The 23,611-nt window shown below is 37.5% G+C and carries 25 protein-coding genes; 19 read left to right on the forward strand and 6 right to left on the reverse strand.

Going from position 1 to position 23,611, the window contains the following annotated elements; all coding sequences use genetic code 11:
* The first annotated feature begins 27 nt into the window (after positions 1–27).
* Genes cutA through kdsB form a run of 3 tightly spaced genes read left to right on the forward strand, consistent with a single transcriptional unit; the run spans position 28 to position 2,511 of the window.
* The gene (cutA, locus tag B9N66_RS10120) at positions 28–357 is read left to right on the forward strand and encodes a divalent-cation tolerance protein CutA (protein ID WP_087580618.1); all 330 of its coding nucleotides are present in this window, start codon (positions 28–30) and stop codon (positions 355–357) included.
* On the forward strand, positions 338–1,801 hold the full coding sequence (gene thrC / locus B9N66_RS08230; RefSeq protein WP_087580619.1) for a threonine synthase: 1,464 nt from the start codon (positions 338–340) through the stop codon (positions 1,799–1,801). The genes cutA and thrC overlap by 20 nt, the downstream gene beginning before the upstream one ends.
* Positions 1,798–2,511: a 3-deoxy-manno-octulosonate cytidylyltransferase gene (kdsB, locus tag B9N66_RS08235; RefSeq protein WP_087580620.1), complete on the forward strand. Its 714-nt coding sequence runs from the start codon at positions 1,798–1,800 to the stop codon at positions 2,509–2,511. The genes thrC and kdsB overlap by 4 nt, the downstream gene beginning before the upstream one ends.
* A gap of 106 nt (positions 2,512–2,617) precedes the next feature.
* On the opposite strand, the gene B9N66_RS09745 is transcribed toward kdsB, so the two are convergent.
* Positions 2,618–2,791 (reverse strand): hypothetical protein, encoded by a 174-nt coding sequence (locus B9N66_RS09745; protein ID WP_180382092.1) that lies wholly within the window; start codon positions 2,789–2,791, stop codon positions 2,618–2,620.
* Positions 2,792–3,037, reverse strand: coding sequence for a DNA-binding protein (locus B9N66_RS08240; RefSeq protein WP_072594609.1), 246 nt, complete (start codon positions 3,035–3,037; stop codon positions 2,792–2,794).
* A gap of 368 nt (positions 3,038–3,405) precedes the next feature.
* On the opposite strand from B9N66_RS08240, the gene B9N66_RS08245 reads away from it, so the two are divergent.
* The 4 genes from B9N66_RS08245 (at position 3,406) to B9N66_RS08260 (ending at position 7,207) form a co-directional block, all read left to right on the forward strand.
* Entirely contained in the window at positions 3,406–4,200 is a 795-nt protein-coding gene (locus B9N66_RS08245) for an HrcA family transcriptional regulator (RefSeq protein WP_087580678.1), read from the forward strand.
* Positions 4,197–4,739, forward strand: a complete 543-nt coding sequence (gene grpE, locus B9N66_RS08250) for a nucleotide exchange factor GrpE (protein WP_087580621.1) — start codon at positions 4,197–4,199, stop codon at positions 4,737–4,739. Before B9N66_RS08245 ends, grpE begins: the two co-directional genes overlap by 4 nt.
* A gap of 35 nt (positions 4,740–4,774) precedes the next feature.
* On the forward strand, positions 4,775–6,649 hold the full coding sequence (gene dnaK / locus B9N66_RS08255) for a molecular chaperone DnaK (RefSeq protein WP_087578979.1): 1,875 nt from the start codon (positions 4,775–4,777) through the stop codon (positions 6,647–6,649).
* A gap of 126 nt (positions 6,650–6,775) precedes the next feature.
* Positions 6,776–7,207 carry a trehalose-6-phosphate synthase gene (locus tag B9N66_RS08260; protein ID WP_087580622.1) on the forward strand — a complete coding sequence of 144 codons (432 nt, stop codon included), beginning with the start codon at positions 6,776–6,778 and terminating at the stop codon, positions 7,205–7,207.
* A gap of 51 nt (positions 7,208–7,258) precedes the next feature.
* On the opposite strand, the gene ppk2 is transcribed toward B9N66_RS08260, so the two are convergent.
* Positions 7,259–8,068, reverse strand: coding sequence for a polyphosphate kinase 2 (gene ppk2 / locus B9N66_RS08265; protein ID WP_087580623.1), 810 nt, complete (start codon positions 8,066–8,068; stop codon positions 7,259–7,261).
* A gap of 105 nt (positions 8,069–8,173) precedes the next feature.
* Here ppk2 and dsbD point away from each other — a divergent pair, with 105 nt between their 5' ends.
* Complete coding sequence (dsbD, locus tag B9N66_RS08270; protein WP_087580624.1) at positions 8,174–9,904, forward strand: protein-disulfide reductase DsbD; 1,731 nt, start codon at positions 8,174–8,176, stop codon at positions 9,902–9,904.
* On the opposite strand, the gene nth is transcribed toward dsbD, so the two are convergent.
* Positions 9,897–10,529, reverse strand: a complete 633-nt coding sequence (nth, locus tag B9N66_RS08275; protein ID WP_087580625.1) for an endonuclease III — start codon at positions 10,527–10,529, stop codon at positions 9,897–9,899. The two genes, dsbD and nth, sit on opposite strands and share 8 nt — an antisense overlap.
* Positions 10,530–10,624: 95 nt before the next feature.
* Here nth and B9N66_RS08280 point away from each other — a divergent pair, with 95 nt between their 5' ends.
* From B9N66_RS08280 to B9N66_RS08310, 7 genes are all read left to right on the forward strand, one after another.
* Positions 10,625–11,443 carry a peptidylprolyl isomerase gene (locus B9N66_RS08280; protein WP_087580626.1) on the forward strand — a complete coding sequence of 273 codons (819 nt, stop codon included), beginning with the start codon at positions 10,625–10,627 and terminating at the stop codon, positions 11,441–11,443.
* Between the two features lie 15 nt (positions 11,444–11,458).
* A complete protein-coding gene (fbaA, locus tag B9N66_RS08285) occupies positions 11,459–12,523 on the forward strand; it encodes a class II fructose-bisphosphate aldolase (protein WP_087580627.1) in 1,065 nt (354 codons plus the stop codon).
* Positions 12,524–12,527: 4 nt separating this feature from the next.
* Entirely contained in the window at positions 12,528–13,841 is a 1,314-nt protein-coding gene (locus B9N66_RS08290) for a MotA/TolQ/ExbB proton channel family protein (protein WP_087580628.1), read from the forward strand.
* Positions 13,838–14,929 (forward strand): OmpA family protein, encoded by a 1,092-nt coding sequence (locus tag B9N66_RS08295; protein ID WP_087580629.1) that lies wholly within the window; start codon positions 13,838–13,840, stop codon positions 14,927–14,929. Before B9N66_RS08290 ends, B9N66_RS08295 begins: the two co-directional genes overlap by 4 nt.
* Positions 14,922–15,773, forward strand: a complete 852-nt coding sequence (locus B9N66_RS08300; RefSeq protein WP_087580630.1) for a pyridoxal-phosphate dependent enzyme — start codon at positions 14,922–14,924, stop codon at positions 15,771–15,773. Before B9N66_RS08295 ends, B9N66_RS08300 begins: the two co-directional genes overlap by 8 nt.
* Positions 15,770–17,062 carry a histidinol dehydrogenase gene (gene hisD / locus B9N66_RS08305; RefSeq protein ID WP_087580631.1) on the forward strand — a complete coding sequence of 431 codons (1,293 nt, stop codon included), beginning with the start codon at positions 15,770–15,772 and terminating at the stop codon, positions 17,060–17,062. Before B9N66_RS08300 ends, hisD begins: the two co-directional genes overlap by 4 nt.
* A gap of 81 nt (positions 17,063–17,143) precedes the next feature.
* Positions 17,144–17,899 carry a flagellin gene (locus B9N66_RS08310; RefSeq protein WP_180382093.1) on the forward strand — a complete coding sequence of 252 codons (756 nt, stop codon included), beginning with the start codon at positions 17,144–17,146 and terminating at the stop codon, positions 17,897–17,899.
* A 239-nt stretch (positions 17,900–18,138) separates the two neighbouring features.
* Here B9N66_RS08310 and rpoD read toward each other — a convergent pair whose 3' ends face one another.
* Positions 18,139–19,995, reverse strand: a complete 1,857-nt coding sequence (gene rpoD / locus B9N66_RS08315; protein WP_087580632.1) for an RNA polymerase sigma factor RpoD — start codon at positions 19,993–19,995, stop codon at positions 18,139–18,141.
* 150 nt (positions 19,996–20,145) lie between these two features.
* On the opposite strand from rpoD, the gene B9N66_RS08320 reads away from it, so the two are divergent.
* Positions 20,146–20,955 carry a flagellar hook-basal body protein gene (locus tag B9N66_RS08320; protein ID WP_087580633.1) on the forward strand — a complete coding sequence of 270 codons (810 nt, stop codon included), beginning with the start codon at positions 20,146–20,148 and terminating at the stop codon, positions 20,953–20,955.
* A 15-nt stretch (positions 20,956–20,970) separates the two neighbouring features.
* Positions 20,971–21,759 carry a flagellar basal-body rod protein FlgG gene (gene flgG, locus B9N66_RS08325; protein ID WP_021091447.1) on the forward strand — a complete coding sequence of 263 codons (789 nt, stop codon included), beginning with the start codon at positions 20,971–20,973 and terminating at the stop codon, positions 21,757–21,759.
* 290 nt (positions 21,760–22,049) lie between these two features.
* Here the strand turns inward: flgG and B9N66_RS08335 are convergent, their stop codons facing one another.
* The gene (locus B9N66_RS08335) at positions 22,050–22,493 is read right to left on the reverse strand and encodes a tetratricopeptide repeat protein (protein ID WP_087580635.1); all 444 of its coding nucleotides are present in this window, start codon (positions 22,491–22,493) and stop codon (positions 22,050–22,052) included.
* Between the two features lie 102 nt (positions 22,494–22,595).
* On the opposite strand from B9N66_RS08335, the gene B9N66_RS08340 reads away from it, so the two are divergent.
* Positions 22,596–23,258: an AzlC family ABC transporter permease gene (locus B9N66_RS08340; protein ID WP_087580636.1), complete on the forward strand. Its 663-nt coding sequence runs from the start codon at positions 22,596–22,598 to the stop codon at positions 23,256–23,258.
* Positions 23,255–23,590 (forward strand): branched-chain amino acid transporter permease, encoded by a 336-nt coding sequence (locus tag B9N66_RS08345; protein WP_087580637.1) that lies wholly within the window; start codon positions 23,255–23,257, stop codon positions 23,588–23,590. Before B9N66_RS08340 ends, B9N66_RS08345 begins: the two co-directional genes overlap by 4 nt.
* The last annotated feature ends 21 nt before the right edge of the window (positions 23,591–23,611 follow it).

Consider the following 23,611-nt stretch of genomic DNA (forward strand, 5'->3'; position numbering starts at 1 on the left):
CTTTTTAAAAGGAAAATTTAGATCAAAATGAGAATTTTAATCACCTCAGTCGCAAAGAAAAAAGAGGCAAAAAAACTAAGCAAAAAGCTCGTGAAAAAGGGACTTGCAGCTTGCGTGAGTAGCTTTAGCGCAAAGAGCATTTATCTTTGGGAAGAGAAGCTTTGTGATGAAAAAGAGCAAATTTTACTCATAAAAACGGACGCGAAATTTAAAAAAGTAGCTAAATTTATAAGAAAGCACCACAGCTACGAAACCCCAGAAATTTTGGCGCTTAAGCCAAAAGAGGTTTTTAAAAAATATGAAAATTGGATAAAAAAATCAACCAAAAAGGCAAAAAATGAGACTAACACCAACTAGAAGCGTAAAAGATGAAAAGGTAAAAAATGTAAATTTAAGCACAGCCATGCTTAGCCCAAGCTCTGCTCACGGCGGACTTTATGCGCCAAAAAAGCTACCAAAGATCACAAAGGCAAAGTGGCAAGAGTTCTCAAGCCTAACCTACGAAAAGCTCGCACTTCACATCATCTCTCTATTTAAATTTGACGTGCCAGAGGCGTTTTTCAAAAAAGCGGTTAAGAGATACGCGAGTTTTGATGATCCAAAGCATCCAGTCATTTTTAAAAAAATAGATAAAGATTTATACGTAAATGAGCTATATCACGGTCCAACGAGGGCATTTAAGGATATGGCGCTTCAGCCTTTTGGCTCACTTCTTAGCCAGCTTGCAAAAGAGCGAGGCGAAAAATATCTCATCATGTGCGCAACGAGCGGTGACACGGGCCCTGCGACACTTCAAACCTTTGCAAATGACGAAAATATCAAGGTTGTTTGCCTCTATCCAGATGGTGGCACAAGCGAGGTTCAAAAACTGCAAATGCAGACCATGCAGGGTGAAAATTTAAAGGTTTTTGGTATAAGAGGCGACTTTGACGACGCTCAAAGGGCGCTAAAAACGCTACTTGCAAATGATAAATTTAAGGCCGAGCTTAAGAAAAAATGTCTTAAACTAAGTGCGGCAAACTCGGTAAATTTTGGCAGAATTCTCTTTCAGATCATCTACCATGCCTACGCCTACGTAAATTTACTAAAACAAAAGGCACTTAAGGCAAACGAGAGCTTTGACATCATCGTGCCAAGTGGAAATTTCGGCAACGCTCTTGGGGCATATTACGCTAAAAAAATGGGCGCAAAGATTGGCAAGATCAAGATCGCTTCAAATGCAAACAATATCTTGACGCAGTTTTTCACCACTGGCATTTACGACCTCAGGGATAAAAAGCTGGTTAAGACGATAAGCCCTGCCATGGACATTTTGATCAGCTCAAACGTTGAGCGCTTGCTGTTTGATAAATTTGGTAGCGTTAGAACAAATGAACTCATGCAAAGTCTTGCAAAAAATAAATTTTATAAGCTTAGTAAGCAGGAGCTTGAAGCGTTAAAAGAGGACTTTGAGGCTAGCTGGTGCGACGATAAAGAGTGCGAGGCATATATCGCAAAGCTCGCAAAGGGCGGCTACGCGATCGATCCACATACGGCTACTTGTTTTAAGATGATGGATGCTAGCCACATAAACGTCATCACATCGACCGCGCACTGGGTGAAATTTACGCCAAGCATGATCAAAGCGTGCCAGATCAAAGATACAAAAGATGAAAAAGATGCGCTGACAAAGACCGCTAAAATCTTAAATGACAGCGTACCAAACTCGATAAATTCGCTATTTAGCGCGAAAATTTTACACAAAAATATCATAAAAGAGGACGAGATCGAAAAGTGCGTCCTAGAATGGATCGAGCGATGATAATTATACCAGCCCGCCTTGCCTCAACAAGGCTTAGTAACAAAATTTTAAAAGAGATAAATGGCGTACCAATGTTTGTGGTAACGGCTCTTAGAGTAAGTGGTGTGGATAATGTGGTGGTTGCGGTGGATGAGCAAAGTGTGCTGGATATCGCCAAGGCTCACGGTATAAAAGCTGTGCTAACTAGCAAAGATCATCAAAGCGGGACTGACAGGATAAACGAAGCGGCGCAAATTTTGGGACTAAGCGAGAGTGAGATCATCATAAATGTTCAGGCCGATGAACCATTTATTGAGCCTGAAAATATCGCCAAATTTAGAGCATTTTGCGAGCAAAACAAGGGGAAAGCCTTTATGTTTTCTTGCTATAAAAAGATGGACGATGAGTTTGCGGATGATAAAAATTTAGTTAAAGTTGTGACTAATTTTGAGGGATATGCACTTTACTTTTCAAGATCAAGGATACCATTTAACAGAAGCGAGTGCAAAAGCTACAAGGTGCACCTTGGCATTTACGGATACAGTGTAAAAAGTTTAAAAGAGTTTTGCACTCTTATGCCTTCAAGTCTTGAAAATACCGAAAAGCTCGAGCAGCTTCGTGCTTTAGAAAATGGCAAAAAGATAGTGATGCTAGAGGTTGAGAGCCAAAGTATCGGTATCGATAGTGAAGAGGACTACCAAAGAGCTCTAGCTAAATTTGGTAAAAAATAAGTCGGTAAATTCTCTTTAAATAAAGTCAATATTTAAGGAGAATTTATTTAAATTATTAATCTTTAAATGCAGCAAAAAAATATTTTTCTACTCAAATAATATAAAACTAATTTTTCTTGATCTTTATTTTTTTGATTTTATCTTTAACTACATAAAATTTTAAAATTGCACTCGAGTAAAAGTCTTTATAGAAACCTAAAAATTTAGGCTCTTTCTTAGTGCAGATAGCTGCAAACACGCTCTCAAGGTCTATTCTCTCTTTTTGTGTCAAATTTTCCATCTATTTTCCTAACAACTTTCTCATCTTGTTTATAACAAATAATATTTCATCGTCATCAAGCTCACAAAGCAGTTTACAAACCGCAGCGGCAGCTTGTGGCTTTGAGTTACCAAGTCTCCAGTCCTGGTATGTTCTCATTGGTACACCAAGCTCTTCTGCCATTTTTGCTTGTGAAATTTTCTTACCGATATTTTTTGCCTCAACTGCATTATGAAGCAAATTAAATATATCACTTGTTTCAATCATTGAATAATTATACGTTATTCATCATTAAATATACCTAAAATATTATATAAATAATGTAAAAAAGTATATAAATATCAAAATAAGGTATTAAATATACTAAAAATTATTTATAATATACGTTATAACGTATAAAAAGCTTTTAAATTTTTGAATAAAATTAGAAATTTCGGGTTTTTATGTTGAAGTTAAATTTATTATTTTGTTTTAAATTTTATTTCTTTTTACGCAAAGCTTATATTATAGGCGTTAAAAAAGTTTAGTTATATAGGCTAAATATATATAAATAAATTTTTTTAACTTATATACTTGACATTGATAAACTAAAGTTGTATAATCCGCTTAGCAATTAAAAAGAAAGAGTGCTAAAAGTGAGTAAAACAAATAAACGTGATTTGATACTAAACTCTATTATCGAAGCTTATTTGCAGGATAATATGCCAATTGGATCAAATGAGCTTGGCTCTCGTATGAGCGCGGCTATTCCGGCTTCTACGATACGCGTTTATTTTAAAAAGCTTTCGGATGAGGGCGAGATCACAAAGCTTCACATTAGTGGCGGTCGGATACCAACAATCGCTGCGATGAGAAGATATTGGAGTGAAATTTTTGCTATAAGTGATATAAACTTAGAGATAAATGATGCCGAAGAACTGAAAAAGTTATGTGATGAATTTGAACTTTATTGTATGATTTTTGGCACAATCGATAATGAATTGCTAGAAATTTTAAATTTAAATAATAGATATATGATCTTAAATTTTGGTGAAGATGAGATCGTTATTAAATTTGATGCTAGGATGTATAAATTTTTAAGTAATCTTGCTGGAGTTAGTTTAAACAAGCTTGAGCTTATCTGCTCTCAAGTTGGCTTAAGCGAACTAAAAAGTAAAATAAGAGAACTTAAAAGGACTAAAATTTACTTCCAGGAAAATGAAATTTTAGCCTTTGATATGTTTAAAGATAGACGTTTTAAGATGGTTTTTGACCCAAGTTTTAGCTTACAAATGGATGAGAAACTTACATTTTCTCCTATGTTTGATGAAAATTTTATGGGCCTCAAATTTAGTGCGAACTATTTTGGTAACGAAGCACAGATGATCTGTGCTGGCAGTATTTATACTGACTATGTGAAATTTATAAATCTAATAAAGGAGGCTGCGTGAGCGAAGAGGTAAAAGGGCAAAATCTACCTGAGGTTGAGCCTGTGCAAGAACTAGCTAATGATAGCGTAAATTTGGACGCACTTGGCGATATTTCAAAGGTTGAAAAACTTGAAAAAGAGCTCGGGGAGATAACTGATAAATATTATAGAGCAAATGCTGAATTTGAAAATATCAAAAAGCGTTATGAAAAAGAGAAGACGGACGTTGCAAACTATGCAAATGAGAAATTTGCTAGGGACTTACTACCAGTCATTGATGCTCTTGAGATCGCTGCGAATTTTGATCCAGAGGATGATGAATTTGCCAAAAAGATCAAAGAAGGTATTTTGATAACTATAAATCAGTTTAAAAAATGCTTTGAAAAGCATGGTGTAAGTGAGATACCAACTGATACTGAGTTTGATCCAAGTGTGCATAATGCCGTTTTAAGGGTCGATAGCGAGGAGAAGCAGAGTGGTCAAATCGTACAAGCTTTGCAAAAAGGCTATATGATAAATGGTAGGGTTTTGCGCCCAGCTATGGTCAGTGTAGCAAACTAAATTTATAAAAATAAAATCTAATAAAAAGGAAAAATATGTCAAAAGTTATAGGTATAGACTTAGGTACAACAAACTCTTGTGTGAGCGTTTTTGAGCGCGGCGAGAGCAAGGTTATCCCAAACAAAGAGGGTAAAAACACAACTCCATCTGTTGTTGCTTTTACAGACAAAGGTGAAATTCTGGTAGGTGACGTCGCAAAACGTCAAGCAGTTACAAACCCTGAAAAAACGATATATTCTATCAAGCGTATCATGGGTTTGATGAGTAATGAAAAAAATGCTGAAGAGGCAAAAAGCCGCTTGCCATATCACGTTGTAGATAGAAACGGCGCTTGCGCAGTTGAGATCGCTGGTAAGGTTTACACTCCGCAAGAAATTTCAGCAAAAATTCTTATCAAACTAAAAGAAGACGCTGAAGCATACCTTGGTGAAAAGGTAACAGATGCGGTTATTACTGTGCCAGCTTACTTTAACGATAGTCAAAGAAAGGCCACAAAAGAGGCTGGAACGATCGCAGGACTAAACGTACTTCGTATCATCAACGAGCCAACAGCTGCAGCACTTGCTTATGGTCTTGATAAAAAAGAGGCTGAGAAAATTTTAGTTTACGACCTAGGTGGCGGTACATTTGACGTTACAGTACTAGAAACTGGCGATAATATCGTTGAAGTTTTAGCAACTGGCGGTAACGCATTCTTGGGCGGTGATGACTTTGATAACAAGATAATTGACTGGCTAGTAAGCGAGTTTAAAAATGAAAATGGCATCGATCTAAAAGGCGATATCATGGCACTTCAACGCTTAAAAGAAGCTGCTGAAAATGCTAAAAAAGAGCTAAGCTCAGCTCAAGAGACTGAGATAAATTTACCATTTATCACAGCTGATGCAACTGGTCCAAAACACCTTGTTAAAAAGCTAACTCGTGCTAAATTTGAGGGCATGATCGACTCACTTGTGGGCGAGACTATCACTAAGATAAACGAGGTAACAAAAGACGCTGGTTTAAATAAAAGCGACATCAAAGAGGTCGTAATGGTCGGTGGTTCAACTCGTGTGCCACTAGTTCAAGAAGAGGTTAAAAAGGCATTTGGTAAAGAGCTAAATAAGAGTGTAAACCCAGATGAAGTCGTGGCTATCGGTGCTGCAATCCAAGGTGCGGTTATAAAAGGCGACGTTAAAGACGTGCTACTTCTTGACGTTACTCCACTTAGCCTTGGTATCGAAACACTTGGCGGCGTGATGACAAAGATCATCGAAAAAGGCACAACCATACCAACTAAGAAAAGCCAAGTCTTCTCAACTGCTGAAGATAACCAAAGTGCCGTTACTATTATGGTTTTACAAGGTGAGCGTGAGTTTGCAAGAGATAATAAGTCACTTGGAAATTTCAACCTTGAAGGCATTCCAGCAGCTCCAAGAGGTGTTCCTCAAATAGAAGTTGAGTTTGACATTGACGCAAACGGAATTTTAACTGTTTCAGCAAAAGATAAAGCAACTGGCAAAGCTCAAAACATCACTATCTCTGGATCAAGCGGCTTAAGCGAAGAAGAGATAAACAACATGGTAAAAGATGCTGAGCTTCATAAAGAAGAGGACAAAAAGCGCAAAGACGCAGTTGAAGCTAGAAACCAAGCTGACGCACTAGTTCATCAAACTGAAAAAAGCATGAGCGAGCTTGGCGAGAAAGTTCCAGCTGAGGATAGAAGTAACATCGAAGCTGCGTTAAATGATCTAAAAGAGGTCTTAAAAGATGAAAATTCTTCAAAAGAGCAAATCGATGCTAAAGTAGAAGCTCTAAGCAAAGCTAGCCATAAACTAGCAGAAGCTATGTATAAAAAAGATGAAAACGCTGGAGCAAACGGCGGAAATAATAAAAAAGACGACGACGTTATAGACGCTGAAGTCGAGTAAAACTCCTAGAGCAGGGCACTTGCCTTGCTCTTTTATAAATTTATCTTCATAAATTCTTAAAATTGATTTAAAATAAGCAGTTTAAATAGTTAAAATTTATATAATGCCAAACAAAAAGGCTAAAAAATGTACTTATTTTTTTTGATTACTCATTTAATTTGTGCCATTGTATTTATAGGATACGTATTTTTCGATGTTTGCATATATCCGTTTGCTAAAAAAACGGTTGATGCTAAAACCCTTGAAATAGTTAAAAAAGCCTACACAAAAGGCAGCGCAAAGGTATTTGGCACAGCGTTTTTATTGCTTTTAATAAGTGGCGCTTATATGGCAAAAGACTATTTTGGAGGCGAGCTTGGTTGGTGGCAAAGCAACTTTCAAAAGCTACTGCTTATAAAAATTTTTGTTTTACTTATAATGTGCTTTGTAACTTTTATCTCTGTTTTTAATGTCGTTCTTTTAAAAAAGCCTGATCCATTTGGTAAATTTTCACATTTAATAGCTCTAGTACTTTGCCTGATAATGGTCGTTTTGGCAAAAGTAATGTGGTGGGCTTAAAAATTTAGCTAATAAATCTAAGCAAATCGCTAGCTAAAAGTTAAAAGCATTCTAATCAATACTCTTTAACTTATCTTTATTTAGCCCTTCTTCTATGCGCTTTATCTCTTCACTTCCATCTCTTACGACGTTTTTGTCAAATTCCAAGTAGTCATTTATCTTTTTTGGATATTCAACGTGACTTAGAATAAATTTAAAGACATTTAGTCTAGCTTCTTTTTTGTTATCGCTTGAGACGATGACCCATGGTGAAATGCTATTGTGAGAGGCAAGAAGCATAGAATATTTAGCGATAGAGTACTGATCCCAAAGTTCTTGTGCTTTTTGATCAACGGGTGAAATTTTAAATTGCTTTAACGGATCATTTTGCCTCTCTTTGAAGCGTTGTTTCTGCTCATCTTTTGTGATTGATAGATAAATTTTAAAGAAAATTATGCCAGAGTTTATGATCATCTCTTCAAATTTTGGCACTTCACGTAAAAATTCCTTATGCTCTGCTTGCGTGCAAAAGCCCATCACTGGCTCAACACCAGCTCTATTGTACCAGCTTCTATCAAAGATCACGATCTCTCCAGCACTTGGTAGATGAGTCACATATCTTTGAAAATACCACTGCGTTTTTTCGACATCACTTGGCTTAGCAAGCGCTACTATACGGCAACCTCTTGGATTTAGATGCTCAGTTAGGCGTTTTATCGTTCCGCCTTTGCCGGCTGCGTCGCGTCCTTCCATTAGCATAAGTACTCTAAGGCCTTTTTCTTTTACGTAATTTTGAAATTTTAAAAGTTCAATTTGAAGCAGTCTAAGCTCTTCCTCATAGCCAAGCTTCTCGCCTTTTTGGTGTTTTTTGTCTTTTGACATCTTTGCTCCTTTAAAATTTCACATATTTTCACGATTTTACAATAAAATAGAATAAATTTAAGAATTTAGACTAAAATCATCTTTTTTAATTTAGCAAGGATTAGTATGTTTTTAAAATTTCTTTTTTCGCTTATTTTATTTGCAGGCTCGCTTTTTGCCGAGGTTTTAGATGTTAGCAAAGCCTTTGTTTTAACTCCAAGTGTAGATAGTCAAAATGTTGAGGTAAAGTTTAACTTTGGTGAAAATATCTATCTTTATAAAGAGAGTTTTGAGATTAAACTAGCTGGCAAAAAGATAAATGAGCTATTAAATTTGCCAAGTAGTGAAAATACGGGAGAATACGAAATTTATCCAAAAGATTTTTCGATTTTTATCCCATTAAATTTGGTAAAAGAAAATCTTTCAAATGGCAAAGCGATACTTGACATTAACTATCAAGGCTGTGCTAAAAACGGCATTTGCTACCGTCCACAAAGTAAAATTTATGAGATAACTGACCAAGCTGGAAAATTTAGTATCGCTACTTTTAAAAAAGAGCAAAAAAGCGGTACCGACAGCTTTGCTGAAGAATTTTCTAGCGAGCAAGATATTGCAAATGGGCTTGGAGATAAAAATTTCTTTATCTCGCTTCTTACTTTTTTTGGTTATGGTCTCTTGCTTTCACTAACACCTTGTGTCTTTCCGATGATACCGATACTTTCAAGCATAATCGTCTCAAAAGGCGCTAATTTAAATGCAAAAAAAGGCTTTTTATTATCATTCATTTATGTTGTCGCTATGAGCCTAGCTTATGCACTAGCTGGAGTGGCAGCTAGCCTACTTGGCTTTGGCATCGCAGGCGCTTTGCAAAATATCTATGTGCTTGGCACTTTTGCAGCCATTTTTGTCATTTTAAGCTTTAGCATGTTTGGATTTTATGATATAAAATTGCCAGCAAAATTTGAAAATTTGATAAGTAAAAAATCGCAAAATAGTTCAGGCTATGTTGGAATTTTTATTATGGGTTTTGCCTCAGCTCTCATAGTATCACCTTGCGTAGCAGCACCATTAGCTGGTGCGCTTCTTTATATCGCTCAAAGTGGAAATGTCTTTTATGGTGGCATTATGCTTTTTGTCATGGGGCTTGGCATGGGTGTGCCGCTACTTATTATCGGGCTAAGCTCTGGAAAGCTCTTGCCAAAACCTGGTAGCTGGATGGATGAAGTGAAAAAATTCTTTGGTTTTTTAATGCTCATAATGGCGATTTGGATCCTTTCGCGTGTGCTCGGAGAATTTTTTGAGCTATTAGGATATGGCATTATAGGCGTTTTTATGGCGGTTTATTTTGGGGCATTTGAAGTAGCAGAGCAAAGCTGGACTAAGTTTAAAAAAGCGTTTTTTATCCTAGTTTTTATATATTCAGTTATGTTAATAGTTGGTTCATTTTTAGGCTCAAAGGAGGCTTTTTCTCCGCTTTCTGGACTAAATTTAGCAAAAAGTGATAGTGCGTTAAAATTTAATTCCGTTAAAAATTTAGATGAACTAAATGAGATACTAAAAAACTCAAACAAGCCCGTTTTAGTAGATTTTTATGCTGATTGGTGTGTAAGCTGCAAAGAGATAGAAAAGATCACTTTTAAAGATGGTGATGTTATGGATGCTTTGGCAAATTTTGCACTTATTCGTATCGATGTAACAAATGGCGGATCACAAAATGATGAGATGCTAAGAAATTTTGGGCTTATTGATCCGCCTGCGCTCTTGTTATTTAGTGGTGGAGATGAGCTAAAATTTCTTAGAACTATCGGTTTTATAGATGCTAAAAATTTTCTAGCAAAGCTTGAGAAAATTAAATAACCTTGTCCTTGCTGTTACAAAGATCATTTAAGATACACTCATGGCAAAGCGGCTTTTTGGCTTTACAGGTGTAACGTCCAAAGAGCACCATGACTTGATGAAGCTTACCAAGATCTGTTTTAAAGGCATGGCTAAGATCAGCTTCAGTAGCTTCTGGCGTTTTTGCATGGCTAAGATCAAGTCTGTGCGCCACCCTAAAAACGTGCGTATCAACAGCCATAACATTTGCATTTGTAGCTTCTAAAAGTACGACATGAGCGGTCTTTTGTCCAACTCCAGCAAGCGCTTTTAGCTTCTCTTCATCAAGCGGAATTTCTCCATTATAAAGCTCAACCACGCTATTTGCCATTTTGATTAAATTTACCGCTTTGTTATTAAAAAAGCTACACGAGTTTATCATTAGTTTTAGGCTCGCTAAATTTGCACTAGCTAGCTCATAGACATCTTTATACGCTTCAAATAAGGCTGGAGTTATTAAATTTACTCTTTTATCAGTGCACTGGGCTGAGAGCATGACACAGACAAGTAGCTCATATAAATTTCTAAATTTAAGCTCGCTTTTGGCGTCTTTAAACTCTTCTAAAAGTCTTCTTTTTATCTCTAAAATATCTTTTTTTGTTCTCATTTTCGTATTTTACCTTATTTTCTTAAGTTAAATGAAAAGTTATCGCTTTATTTGATATAATCTTTCCCATAAAATCAATTTTTTAAAGGATTTATATGAAAAAATTTTTGTTTCCAGCAGTTTTAAGTTTAGCAGCGGCTGTTACTCTAAATGCAGCAGTAGTTGCAACAGTTGATGGTGATGCTATAAGCGATAGCGATATTTCAAGCCTTTTATCGGCAGCTATGCCAGGATTTGACGCTAGCAAGCTTCAACCAAATGAGAAAAAACGTATAATCGACGATCTAATAAATAGAAAACTTCTTTTAAAAGATGCTAAGTCAAGCGGTATCGAAAAAGATGTAGAGTACATCAAAGCTGTAAAAGCAGCGCAAGAAGGTATCGCGGTTGAGCTTTATATGAGAAAACTATTTGACGGTATAAAAGTAAGCGATAGCGATTTAAGAGATTTTTACAACAAAAACAAAGCTAGCATGAATCAACCAGCTCAAGCAAGAGCAAGACATATCTTAGTTGAAGATGAAAAAACAGCAAACGACATCATCGCTCAACTTAAAAATTTAAAAGGTGAGGCTCTAACTAAGAAATTTGCAGAGCTAGCAAGCCAAAAATCAATCGACAAAGGCTCAGCAGCACACGGTGGCGAGCTTGGCTGGTTTGGTCAAAGCCAAATGGTAAAACCTTTTGCAGACGCAGCATTTTCAATGGCTAATGGCACAGTTTCAACTAAGCCAGTTAAAACTCAGTTTGGCTACCATGTTATCTTAAAAGAAGATGGCAAAGCAGCTGGTACTGTAAGCTTTGAACAAGCAAAACCAGAGATCGAGCAAGCTGTAAAAATGGAGAAATTCCAAGCTGCTGTTAGACAAAAAAGTGAAGCTCTACGCCAAAAAGCAAAGATAGAATACAAATAAAATTTGGAGGGTAAAATGGGCGTTTTAGATATCGTAAAACCTGGTGTTTTAAGCGGAGATGATGTAACAAAACTTTATGCTTATGCCAAAGAGCAAGGTTTTGCAATACCTGCTGTAAATGTCGTAGGCAGCGACTCAGTAAATGCTGTTTTAGAAGCGGCAAAGGTTGCTAACTCGCCTGTTATAGTTCAGTTTAGTAACGGCGGTGCAGGTTTTTACGCTGGTAAAGCCTGCGAAAACGCAGCCGTTCTTGGTGCGATCGCTGGAGCAAAGCACGTTCATCTACTTGCCAAGGCTTACGGCGTGCCAGTCATCTTACACACTGACCATGCCGCTAGAAAGCTTTTGCCTTGGATAGATGAGCTAGTAAAAGCAAGCCATGAGTATAAAAAAACTCACGGCGTGCCACTTTTTAGCTCTCACATGCTAGATCTTAGTGAAGAGAGCTTGGAAGAAAATTTAAGCACATGCGAGAAGTATCTAAAAGAGCTTAGCGAGCTTGGCATCAGTCTAGAGATCGAGCTAGGTGTCACTGGTGGCGAAGAGGACGGCGTGGATAACACTGGCGTTGATAACGCACTTCTTTACACTCAACCAGAAGATGTCGCGCTTGCTTATGAAAGACTTAGCAAGATAAGCGATAAATTTAGCATCGCAGCTAGTTTTGGCAACGTTCACGGCGTCTATAAACCGGGCAATGTCGTGCTAAGACCAGAAATTCTTAAAAACTCACAAGCCTATGTCGCTAAGAAATTTAATACAAAAAGTGACAAGCCAGTAAATTTTGTATTTCATGGAGGTAGTGGCAGTGAGCTAAAAGATATCAAGAATGCTGTAAGTTACGGCGTTATCAAGATGAACATTGACACTGATACACAGTGGGCATTTTGGGATGGCGTACGCGAGTATGAGGCCAAAAATAGAGCATACTTGCAAGGCCAGATCGGCAACCCAGAGGGCGATGATAAGCCAAATAAAAAATACTACGACCCAAGGAAATGGCTAAGAAGCGGCGAGGAGAGCATGGTTAAGCGTCTTCAGACTGCTTTTAGCGACTTAAACTGCCTAAATAGGAACTAATCCTATGCAAAATCAAAATGATTTTAGTGAGCTAAGTGTGCCAAAGGAGCGCCAAGCTCACTCTTTCTTTGTCTTTTTTAAAGTTATCTTTATCCCTTTAGCCATCTATGTCTTAGCAATACTAGCGTATCTTGGCGTTATAAATTTTCAAATGAAGCTTCATACCATTGTCATGATGGGCGTTATACTCTTTGTCGCTTTTATATTTTCACGCCACAGCGCCTTGGTGGCCTACTCAAATTTCTTAGCAAATGCCAAAGACTACAAGATAAGATTAAAAGAATTTATCATCTCTCATCTCTTTGAAATTTCAGGCGTCAAAAAGGCAAACGCTAAATTTGAAGATTTTTTCGAGAGTTACACAAGAAATTTTAGAAATGACAACCTAGCAAATATCGGCCAAGCAGTCTTTCCTATGCTTGGAATTTTGGGTACATTTATCAGTATCGCTATCTCCATGCCAGAGTTTAGCTCAAATACCACAGATGGTCTTGAAAAAGAGATCGCTATACTACTAAACGGCGTGGCTACGGCGTTTTATGTATCGATCTATGGTATTTTTTTAGCGCTTTGGTGGATGTTTTTTGAAAAGATAGGCGTTAGTAAATTTGAGAAATTTTACAGCGAGCAAAAAGAGCTTAGCCGTGAGTTTTTCTGGCAGGAAAATGAACTAAATGCAAATTTTATGAAAGCCTCTGTTGGCTACTTCAAAGATAGTCATGACGCTTTTAAAATGGTGCTTGACGATAAATTTTTAAGAAATTTAAACGATCAGGTAAATGAAAAATTTGACAGACTAAAAGAGCTTTGCGAGGTTGAGAAAAATATCATAAATCAAAGCAAGGCTGAGCTTAGTGCAAACCTTAAAATGCTAAATGAAGCTAGCCTAAAACAAGATGAATTTGTAAAAATCCACTCTGATATGCTAAAGGCAGTAAGTGCATTTTCTAATGCCTTTAAAGATATGGAGGTTAAAATTTTAACCGAGCATGCAAAGCTTGGCGAAATTTTTAGCAGAAATTTAAACGCCACAAAAGAGAGCCAGCTTAAATTTGAGCAGACTATCAAGAGCTTTGACAAGGGTTTAAGAGAATTTTCATACTCGATCATGAAAGAGCAAAATGAAGCGCTTAAGGAATTTAGAGCCTCACTGATAGAGAGTGCTACGATATTTAAAGCCGCATATGAGCAAGAGGGCAGGAGCTTGGAGCGCGAAAAAGAGCGCGAGAGCCTTATTGCTGAGCTTAAGAAAAACATAGACGAGATCGACAAAGAAGCAAATTCTGTAATAGAAAAAATCGAAAATCTAGTGCAATGAAAATAAACAAAAATAACGAAGATCAATCAAGCTTTTGGGTTTCGTACGCGGACTTGATGGCTGGTCTGCTCTTTGTTTTTATGCTGCTAATCGGCGCTGTCGTCGTAAAATACGTCCTAACTCAAAACACCCTTGAAAATAAAGAGCAAACCATCATCACAGCCTTAGCAAATTTAAAAGACGCTCAGGGCAGAAATTTTACACTCGAAGAGCTAAATGACGCCCTAAAAAGCGAGCTTTCAAAGATAAGCGACGAAAATATAAATTTGAAAAAATCAAATGAAATTTTTGTTATCCAAATAGACGCTCTAAAAGAAAAACTAGCCCAGCTCATAGAGGAAAACAAGGACGCAAATGCGAGCATAAAAGAGCTAAACGCTAGTATTTTTGATCTAAATCAAAAGATGATCGTACTAAATGATGAAATTTCATCAAAAGATAGAGCGCTTAGTGACGCAAACGAAAGTAGTGAGAAAAATTTAGCCAAGATCGCATTTTTGCTCGAGCAAGTGAGCCAAAGAGAAGCTAGATACGACGAGCTTTTAAGGGACCTAAACGTCACTCGTGACAGAGTGAAAAATTTAACCGGTATCAGAGTAAAAGTGATCTCAGCCTTAAAGGATAGGCTAGGCTCAAGTATTGAGATCGACCCAAACTCAGGCGCGCTAAAGCTTAGCTCCTCAGTACTTTTTGACAAAGGCAGTGCAGTCTTAAAAGAAGAGGTCAAAGATGAGCTAAAGGCCACGCTTAGTAAATATTTTGACGTGCTTTTAAATGACAAAGATATCTCCTCAAACATCGATCAAATCATAATCGAAGGCTTTACAGATAGCGACGGAAGCTATATTTATAACTTAGAGCTTTCACAAAAAAGAGCTTACGCTGTGATGGAATTTATAAATTCATTTAGTGACGATACTCGCCTTAGAAAGCTACTTGTCGCAAGCGGACGAAGCTATAATGAGCTGGTTTTTAAAGACGGAGCCGAGGACAAGGATGCTTCAAGACGCATAGAGATCAAATTTTCACTCTCAAATAAAGAGGCTATCAACGAGATAGAGAAATTTTTGGAGTTTAAGGGTGATTGATAAAATTTGCTTAAGAGGGCGAGAATTTTGGCTTTTAAGAGATGATCTGCTAGGCGAGTTTAACGGCAACAAAGCAAGAAAACTAGAGTATTTTTTAAAGGCCGATCTTAGCGGCATAAAAGCCATCGTATCTCACGGCTCAAGCCAGTCAAATGCTATGTATAGCTTAAGCCTTTTTGCCAAGATAAAGGGGCTTAAATTTTACTACGTCGTCTCTCATCTTAGTTCAAATTTAGAGCAAAATCCAGTTGGAAATTTCAAATTTGCACTTGAAAATGGCATGGAAATTTTTGTAAAAGAGGAGCGTGAGAAATTTGCTAAAGAGCTTGCAAATAGCAAAAATGCACTCTTTATAAATGAAGGCGTGGCGCAGAGTGAGGCCGAGCTTGGCTTTATCACGCAGGCAAATGAGATAAATGAGTGGAGCAAAAAAAGTGGTATAAAGCCTGATATATTTTTGCCATCAGGCACAGGTACAAGTGCATGCTATCTGGCAAAGCACACCGATCTTAGCGTTTTTACAACTCCTTGCGTGGGGGACAGCGACTATCTAAAAAAGCAAATTTATGAGCTAGATAAAGATAGTAAAGTGCAAATTTTAAATCCACCAAGGAAGTATCATTTTGGGAATTTATACCCAGAGCTTTATGAAATTTGGCTTGAAGTGTGCAAAAGCGGTGTAGAATTTGACCTAGTGTATGACCCTGCTGGCTTTATCACGCTTTTTGCAAATTTAGATAGGCTTGGAGCTGAAATTTTATATATCCACCAGGGTGGAATTTTAGGTAACATTACACAAAGACAAAGATACGAGAGAAAATTAAAATTAAAGGAGCATAAATGAAATTTTTTCATAGTAGTGACGCTGATTTTGAGAGTAAATTTTTACAGCTGGTTAAACGAAGTGATAATGACATGAGTGCTGTAATGCCGGTGGTTGCTGGAATAATAGATGAGATAAGAAAAGATGGCGATAGTGCACTTTTTGCGCAGATAGCTAAATTTGATAAATTTAGCGTTACAAGTAAAAACGACATAATAATCGACGTAAAAGAGATGGAGGCCGCATATAATTCGTTAGATAATGCTTTGAGAGTAGCTTTAAATTCAGCTCACGATAGGATAAAAAGCTATCACGAGCGCACAAAACCAAGCGACTGGACATATAAAGATGAGCATGACATCTTGCTAGGCGCAAAATACACAGCGGTTGACCGCGCTGGTCTTTATATCCCAGGTGGTAAGGCAGCATATCCTAGCTCGCTTCTTATGAATGCGATCCCAGCGATCGTAGCTGGAGTAAAAGAGATCGTAGTGTGCACTCCAGCGCCAAATGGTAAGGTAAATACCTTACTTCTTGCGGCAATGCACCTTTGTGGCATAAAGACAGCCTTTAAAGTAGGAGGTGCAAGTGCTATTGCAGCGATGGCATACGGAACTGCAACCGTGCCAAAGGTAGATGTCATCACGGGCCCTGGCAACATCTACGTAGCGACTGCCAAAAAACTAGTTTATGGTGACGTAAATATCGATATGATCGCTGGTCCAAGCGAGATAGGCGTGATCGCTGATGATAGCGCTGATCCTCGCCATATAGCTATTGATATGCTTTCTCAAGCCGAGCACGACGAGATAGCAAGTGCCTTTTTGATAACGCCGGTAGAGGCTTTTGCAAGGGCTGTGCAAAGACACATTGAAGATGAGCTAAAGACACTAAAACGTGAGCCGATCGCAAGTGCAAGCATAAGAAATAAAGCTGCAATAATAGTGGCAAAAGATTTGAAAGAGTGTTTTGCTCTCATGAATGAGCTTGCTGTTGAGCACCTAGAGATCGCTACAAACGATGCTTTAAGTTATATTGATGATGTGACTCATGCGGGCGCTATATTTTTTGGACACTTTACGCCTGAAGCGATGGGGGATTATATCGCTGGACCAAATCACACATTGCCAACTGGCGGAAGTGCGAGATTTTACTCGCCGCTTGGAGTTGAAAATTTCATGAAGCGAAGTTCGATCATTTCAGTGAGTAGAAAAGGTATCATGCATCTTGGCAAATCATGCATGCAGCTAGCTGAAGCTGAGGGGCTAACCGCTCATAAAAAATCAGTCGCAGTGAGGCTAGAAGAGTAAAAAATAGATTTTATAGAGATTTTGCAACTTTTTATAGAATTTATAGTAGAATCCATAGCGAATTATTAAAAAGGAGTTGTTATGAAGTTAGGAACTTATACTGCAAACCAGGCTTCAGGAAACTATTATTTAGATCAGGCAAAAAATAGCGAGAAGAAAGCGCTAAATGCTATCTCTGCAAACAGCGAGATCAAGGCATCAGGTGCAAATTTACAAATCGCAGAGAGTTTGCTTTCACAAACAAATGTCTTGAACGAAGGTTTGGCAAATGCAAACGACATGATCGGTATGCTTCAAATCGCTGACTCAACGCTTTTAAATTTAAGTAAAAGTACAGATAGAATAGGCGAGCTTTCAAGTAAGCTTACAAATCCTACTCTCTCAGCAAATGAACAAAAAGGTATAAAGGGCGAAATAAACGCACTAAGAAATGCTATGAATGATAGCGTAAAAGAGGCTAAATTTAATGGCAAAAACGTATTTGATGCTGAGCTTGGATTTTTCACAGGCGAGAGTACAAAAAATATAAATTTGGGCACAAATGCTCTTTTAAATGTCAAAGATGACGGCTCAAATACAGGTGAAATTTTAAAAAATATAAATTCACTTCGCTCAGAGATCGGATCAACACAAAATGCTGTATTTAGAGGTATAAATGCTCTAGCCGCAAGGAGCGTGGCAAATGCTAATAGTGTAGAAAATCTTGATAGTAGTGATATCGCAAAGAACTTGGAAGAAAATTTACAAGCAAATTTAAAGCTACATGCTGCGAGCTTAGCCAAAGCTCATGATACTACGAGCTTAGCTGCAAAACTAGATAAACTTCTAGCTGAATAAATTTTTACCGGTCTTGCACCGGTAAATTCTTTTTATCTAATTTTATTCTTTAAAAAATATTAAGTTTTTGTGTTTCTATTTTTAAGTTGGTTTAATGGCTAAATAAAATTTAGATCTAGTCTTTCAATAATGAAATTAATGTAGTTTGCTAGTAAAATTTATTGCTAAAAATTATCAAATTTAAATTTTATAAAGCTAAAGAGAAAGTCTTAAGGAAAATATCCAAAAGAAAAGGGCTTTTAGCCCTCAATGTAGTTTTTAAGTTTTCTACCGACTTTTGGGTGTTTTAGTTTTTTTATAGCTGAGCTTTCTATCTGGCGGACGCGCTCACGAGTGACATTTAGGGCCTTGCCGATCTCTTCAAGTGTGCGGTCGCTCTCATCTTCAAGCAAGCCAAATCTCATCGAAATAACCGCTTTTTCACGCTCATTTAGCTGTGAAAGTACGTCATCTATCTGCTCTCTAAGGTCACTTTTTAAAATTTGATCAATTGGAGAAAGTGAGCTTTTATCCTCAACAAAATCTCCAAATTTACCGTCTTCTTCGTTTGCGATAGGGGCTTCGAGGCTGATAGGCTCTTTTGTTATTTTGATGACTTGCTTTACCTTATCAACGCTTAGTCCAACCTCTTTTGCGATAACGCTCACATCAGGCTCTTTTCCCTCTTCTTGGAGGTATTTGCGGTTTATTTTGTTGATACGATTTATCGTCTCTATCATATGGATAGGTATCCTAATCGTCCTTGCCTGATCGGCGATCGCACGCGAAATAGCCTGGCGGATCCACCATGTGGCGTAGGTTGAAAATTTATAGCCTTTTCTATATTCAAATTTATCAACCGCCTTCATAAGGCCAATGTTGCCCTCTTGGATGAGATCTAAAAATGGCAAGCCCCTGTTTGTATAGCGTTTCGCGATACTTACAACTAGACGGAGATTTGACTTAGCCATTCTAGCTTTTGCCTCGTCAGAAATTTTCTTTCCACGTTTGATCTGCTCTAGAATTTCTTTTAGCCTTGTTGGTTCAAGATCAAAGCCTTGCTTGCTTGCCTCTTTTGTAGTAAATAGCTTTTTGATCTCGACATAAGTTGAGACCATTGTAGCTTCTGGTACTCGAGCCGCGATTTCTTCCTTACTAAGCTTGATGATATCTTTTAGTATGCTTTTGTGATTTTTCTTAAGTTCATCACTAAACATTGGCAAGCGATACTCTAAGCGTTTTAATTCTCTATCAAATTCATCGTCGCTTTTTAGAGCTGTTTCCATTGATTTTACGATTTCGCTGATTAGCTTACTTGTTGGCCCAAGATCCATCAACTTCTCTTTTAAAATTTTCTTTTTAAATGCAAGAGCCATTTTTGAAGCTGTGTCGTCACTTTCTACCTTATCTTGCTTGTTTGCAGTTTTTAGCCACTCTTTTTTAGCTTTTTCAAGGGCTTTAAAGCTCTCTATGACCTTTTCAGCACGTTTGTCGTTTTTGGCTGATTTTTTAGGAGCTTCGTTCTCTTCGTTGTCCTCATCTTCCTCGTCTATATCGTCTTCGCTATCTTCATTCTCTTCGTTTTCACTCTCGTCCTCAAAACTCTTAAAAAGCTCTTTTACACGGCGTTCTCTGTTTATAAGTGGCTCTTTGTAATCAAGTATGAAATCTATCAAAAATGGCACTGAACAAAATGCATCGATAATGATATCTTCGCCAAGCTCGATTCTTTTGCTGATCTCTACCTCTTCATCTTTTGTAAGAAGTGCGATCTGACCCATCTCTCTTAGATACATCCTTACTGGACTATCAGATCTTGACCACTCTAAAAGGTCACTTTCGCCTGAAAGATCGAGGTCTTCGTCGATATCTTGATCACTTTTTTGAGCATTTTCTTGGCGTTTTTTAGCATCGGCTAAATTTCTAAGCTTTGCAGCCTCAGCAGATGTGATGAGCTGGACTTTATTCGTTTTTGCTAGTTGTTCTATCTTTTTTACTATCGTAGCAGTCGGAGCTTTGTCTAATAATTTTACTAATTTTTCGTATGTCAAAAAGCCTTTTGCATTTTCAGCGAAAAGCTCTTCTATCTGAGAAAAAGAGTCTTTTGCGGCGCTCATAAATTTCCTTTCGAATCGTCTAATTGTGATTTAAGTGTTGTTTAAAAGAAAGTGGATTATACCCAAATTTTGTAAATGTGTATAAAAACAAAATTGGAACGATGATTGCTTAGTAAATTCTAAACAATCAAATTTTGATTAGGAAAATTTATGCAAAATGGTTATTATCAAGCCACTGCTGGCATGGTAACGCAGTTTAACAGACTAAATGTCATCTCAAACAACCTTGCAAATGTAAATACGATCGGCTACAAGCGAAATGACGTAGTTATCGGTGACTTTGCGAGAATTTTTAAAGAGACGCAAGATGAGCTTCCGCTTAAAAATCACACAAAAGATGGAGCTAAATTTTTAAATAGAACTCTTAACCGCGTGCCACAAGTGAGCGAAGAATACACCGACTTTAGTGCCGGTGGCTTTAAATACAGCTCAAACACGCTTGACTTTGCGATAAAAAGAGATGACGCATTCTTCTTAGTCGATACTCCAAATGGCGTAAAGCTTAGTAAAAACGGCTCTTTTAGTCTTGATGGCGACGGCTACATCGTCACAAAAGAAGGCTATAAAGTTTTACCAAGCGGCTACGAGGCACAAAATCCTGGTCAAAGAGGTATCCAAGTACCACAAGGAGAGGTGCTAACTGCTGATAAAAATGGAAATTTATACTCAAATAACAATCAATTTTCTAAATTTTTTATCGCCCAACCAAGGGAGATAAGAGATCTTAAAAAGGCCGGCGACAACCTCTTTGAAACTAGAAATTTTGACGACATAACCGAGCTTGATGAAGCTGATAGTGTAATGCAAGGATATGCTCAGATGTCAAACGTAAACCCAGTTTTAGAAATGGTGGGTCTAATAGAAACCCAGCGCTTAGTTGATATGTATCAAAAGGTTATGACAAGCCACATGAGTGATCTTAACCAAGATGCTGTTCAAAAACTAGCCCTAAAAGCTTAATAAAAGGATAAAACTATGATGAGATCACTTTACACTGCGGCCACTGGCATGATAGCCCAGCAGACGCAGATAGATGTAACCTCACACAACATTGCAAACGTAAATACTTATGGATACAAGAAAAATAGGGCTGAATTTGCTGATCTTATGTATCAAGTAATGGAGTACGCAGGTACGGCTACAAGTCAGACTACTACAAGTCCAACTGGTATCGAAGTGGGTCTTGGCGTACGTCCAACGGCGATAAATAAAATTTTTTCTCAGGGCTATTTTAAAGAGACTAGCAATAACCTAGATATGGTAATAGCTGGCAACGGATTTTTTCAGATTCAGTTACCAGATGGCACCACTGCTTATACTAGAAATGGCGCCTTTAAGCTTGATGCAAACGGCACTATTGTAAATAGCGACGGCTATCAGCTGATCCCTCAGATCACAGTCCCTGCAAATGCGACGCAAATTTCTATCGGCACAGATGGCACCGTGTCAGTGCTCCAAGCAGGTGAGAGAGAGATGGCTCAGATAGGTCAGATCGAGTTAGCAAACTTTATAAACCCAGCTGGCCTTCACTCAATGGGTGACAACAACTATCTAGAAACAAGCGCTAGCGGTAACGTGGTGGTGGGTGTGGCAGGACTTGACGGACTTGGTACGATCAGACAAGGATTTGTCGAGATGAGTAACGTTCAGCTGGTCGAAGAGATGACCGATCTTATCACTGGCCAGCGCGCATACGAGGCAAACTCAAAGGCGATAACTACGAGTGATTCGATGCTTGAAATAGTAAATGGGCTTAAAAGGTAGGTAGGATGAACGCGACTCTAGCTATCGTTGGGCTTATACTGGTTGCTTTTACGCTTGAGGTATTTTGCTTTTTAAATAAAACATCAAAAGGCAAGGACTCGATAAAACAGACGCATTAATTTGGTCTAAATTATAAATTTGGCAGTACTATTGTTGCTTGATGAATTATAAATTTTTTGAGGCATCTTTGTAACTGCCTGTAAAATTTTCTCTTATCCTGCTACCACTTTGATACATCTCGTCTAAAATTTCTGCTCTTAAGAGCAAGAATAAAAGCATCTTTTGCTTAATTAAAAATTTTTAAGCATACTGCATGCTTCTTCCAAATCAAGCTCGCAGGCTTTTTTGTAGTAGTTTTTTGCTCTATTTTTATCTTGCAACATACCAGCATCTCCAGTTTCATAAATGAGTGCAAGAGTATAGCAAGCAAATGCATTTTTTAATTCACATGCCTTATTATAAAGTCTAAGTCCTTCTTCTTTCTCCTGTGCTAGAGTGTCTTTTTGTAGATATGTATTTCCTAAAAATAGACAGCTATGTGGATTGCCTAGCTCGCAGGCCTTGTTCGCCATAGCTGCCATTTTATCGCACTCATTTTTGTCAAGGTAGATATATATAAGATCGGTGCAGCTTTCTATGTTGTTTAAAGCGCATTCACTTTCAAGCTTGGCAGTATCTAAATTTTTACCCCAAGAAAATAGAATACAAAATAAAATTAGAATTACCTTTTTCATCTTTTAACTCCAAAAATTTCTATCATTTTATAAAATTTAACTCTATTTTTACTCTTATTTTTAAATTTTTGCTAACATTTTGGCTTTTATTAAGGTAAAAATTTGACATTTAACTACGTTTTTAAACTATCTATTTCTATCTTTATGGGCTATTTTCCGCTTGGTGTCGCATTTGGCATTTTGGCTAAAAGTATGGGTGTTAGCGCATTTATCGCTGTGGCGCTTAGTACGTTAGCATACGGCGGCGCAGCGCAGTTTATGATGCTCTCGCTCTTTAGCGTTGGTACGAGCTATGTTGAGGTTTTTATCGTGAGCTACCTTGTAAATTTGCGCCACACTTTTTATGGAATTTCACTTTTAAAAGAGTATAGTGGGATCAAATTTAGGCTTTTAAACATCGCTTTGCTAACAGATGAGACCTTTGCCATATTTAAAAATTTGGGACTAAAAGAGGCGAGTGATCGAAGTTTTGTCTTTACTTGGCTAAATTTACTTGCATGGTCTTACTGGGCGGCTGGAACACTGCTTGGTGCGATACTTGGTGATCTTATAAAGGTCGATACAAATGGGCTTGAGTTTAGTTTGACATCACTTTTTATAGTGGTTGTCATCGAGATGTTTAAAAATGATAAAAACTACCGCGTACTCTTTTTGGCGACATTTTTTGGTGTGCTTGGAGTGAGCCTATTTCCGGCTAAATTTGTGCTTGTTGGCTCAATGGCGCTTTGTTTTATATTTTTGCTTTTGTTTAAGGATAAAATTTGATAAGTGTAAGCTCAAGTGAGACGGTACTTTTTGTGGCGGTGCTTTTAAGTGCTCTAGCTACTTTTATAACGAGGGCAACGCCGTTTTATGCTCTGAAAAACCATAAGTCAAACCCTTATTTAGACGCCATTGAGAAGCATATGGGCATGATGATAATGGTCGTTTTGGTCTGCTACGGCTTAAAAGATACGAAATTTAGCGAGTTTCCTTATGGTTTAAGCGAGATAGTAGCAGTTTTTACGGCTATTTTGATGCATTTAAAATTTAAAAATACCCTTCTTAGCATAGTTATTTCAACTGGAATTTATATGTTTTTGATAAGAATTTTTTAAATAAATATAAAATTTGGAAGT

This window comes from Campylobacter concisus, assembly GCF_002165775.1.
In the GTDB taxonomy this organism is placed as follows: domain Bacteria; phylum Campylobacterota; class Campylobacteria; order Campylobacterales; family Campylobacteraceae; genus Campylobacter_A; species Campylobacter_A concisus_E.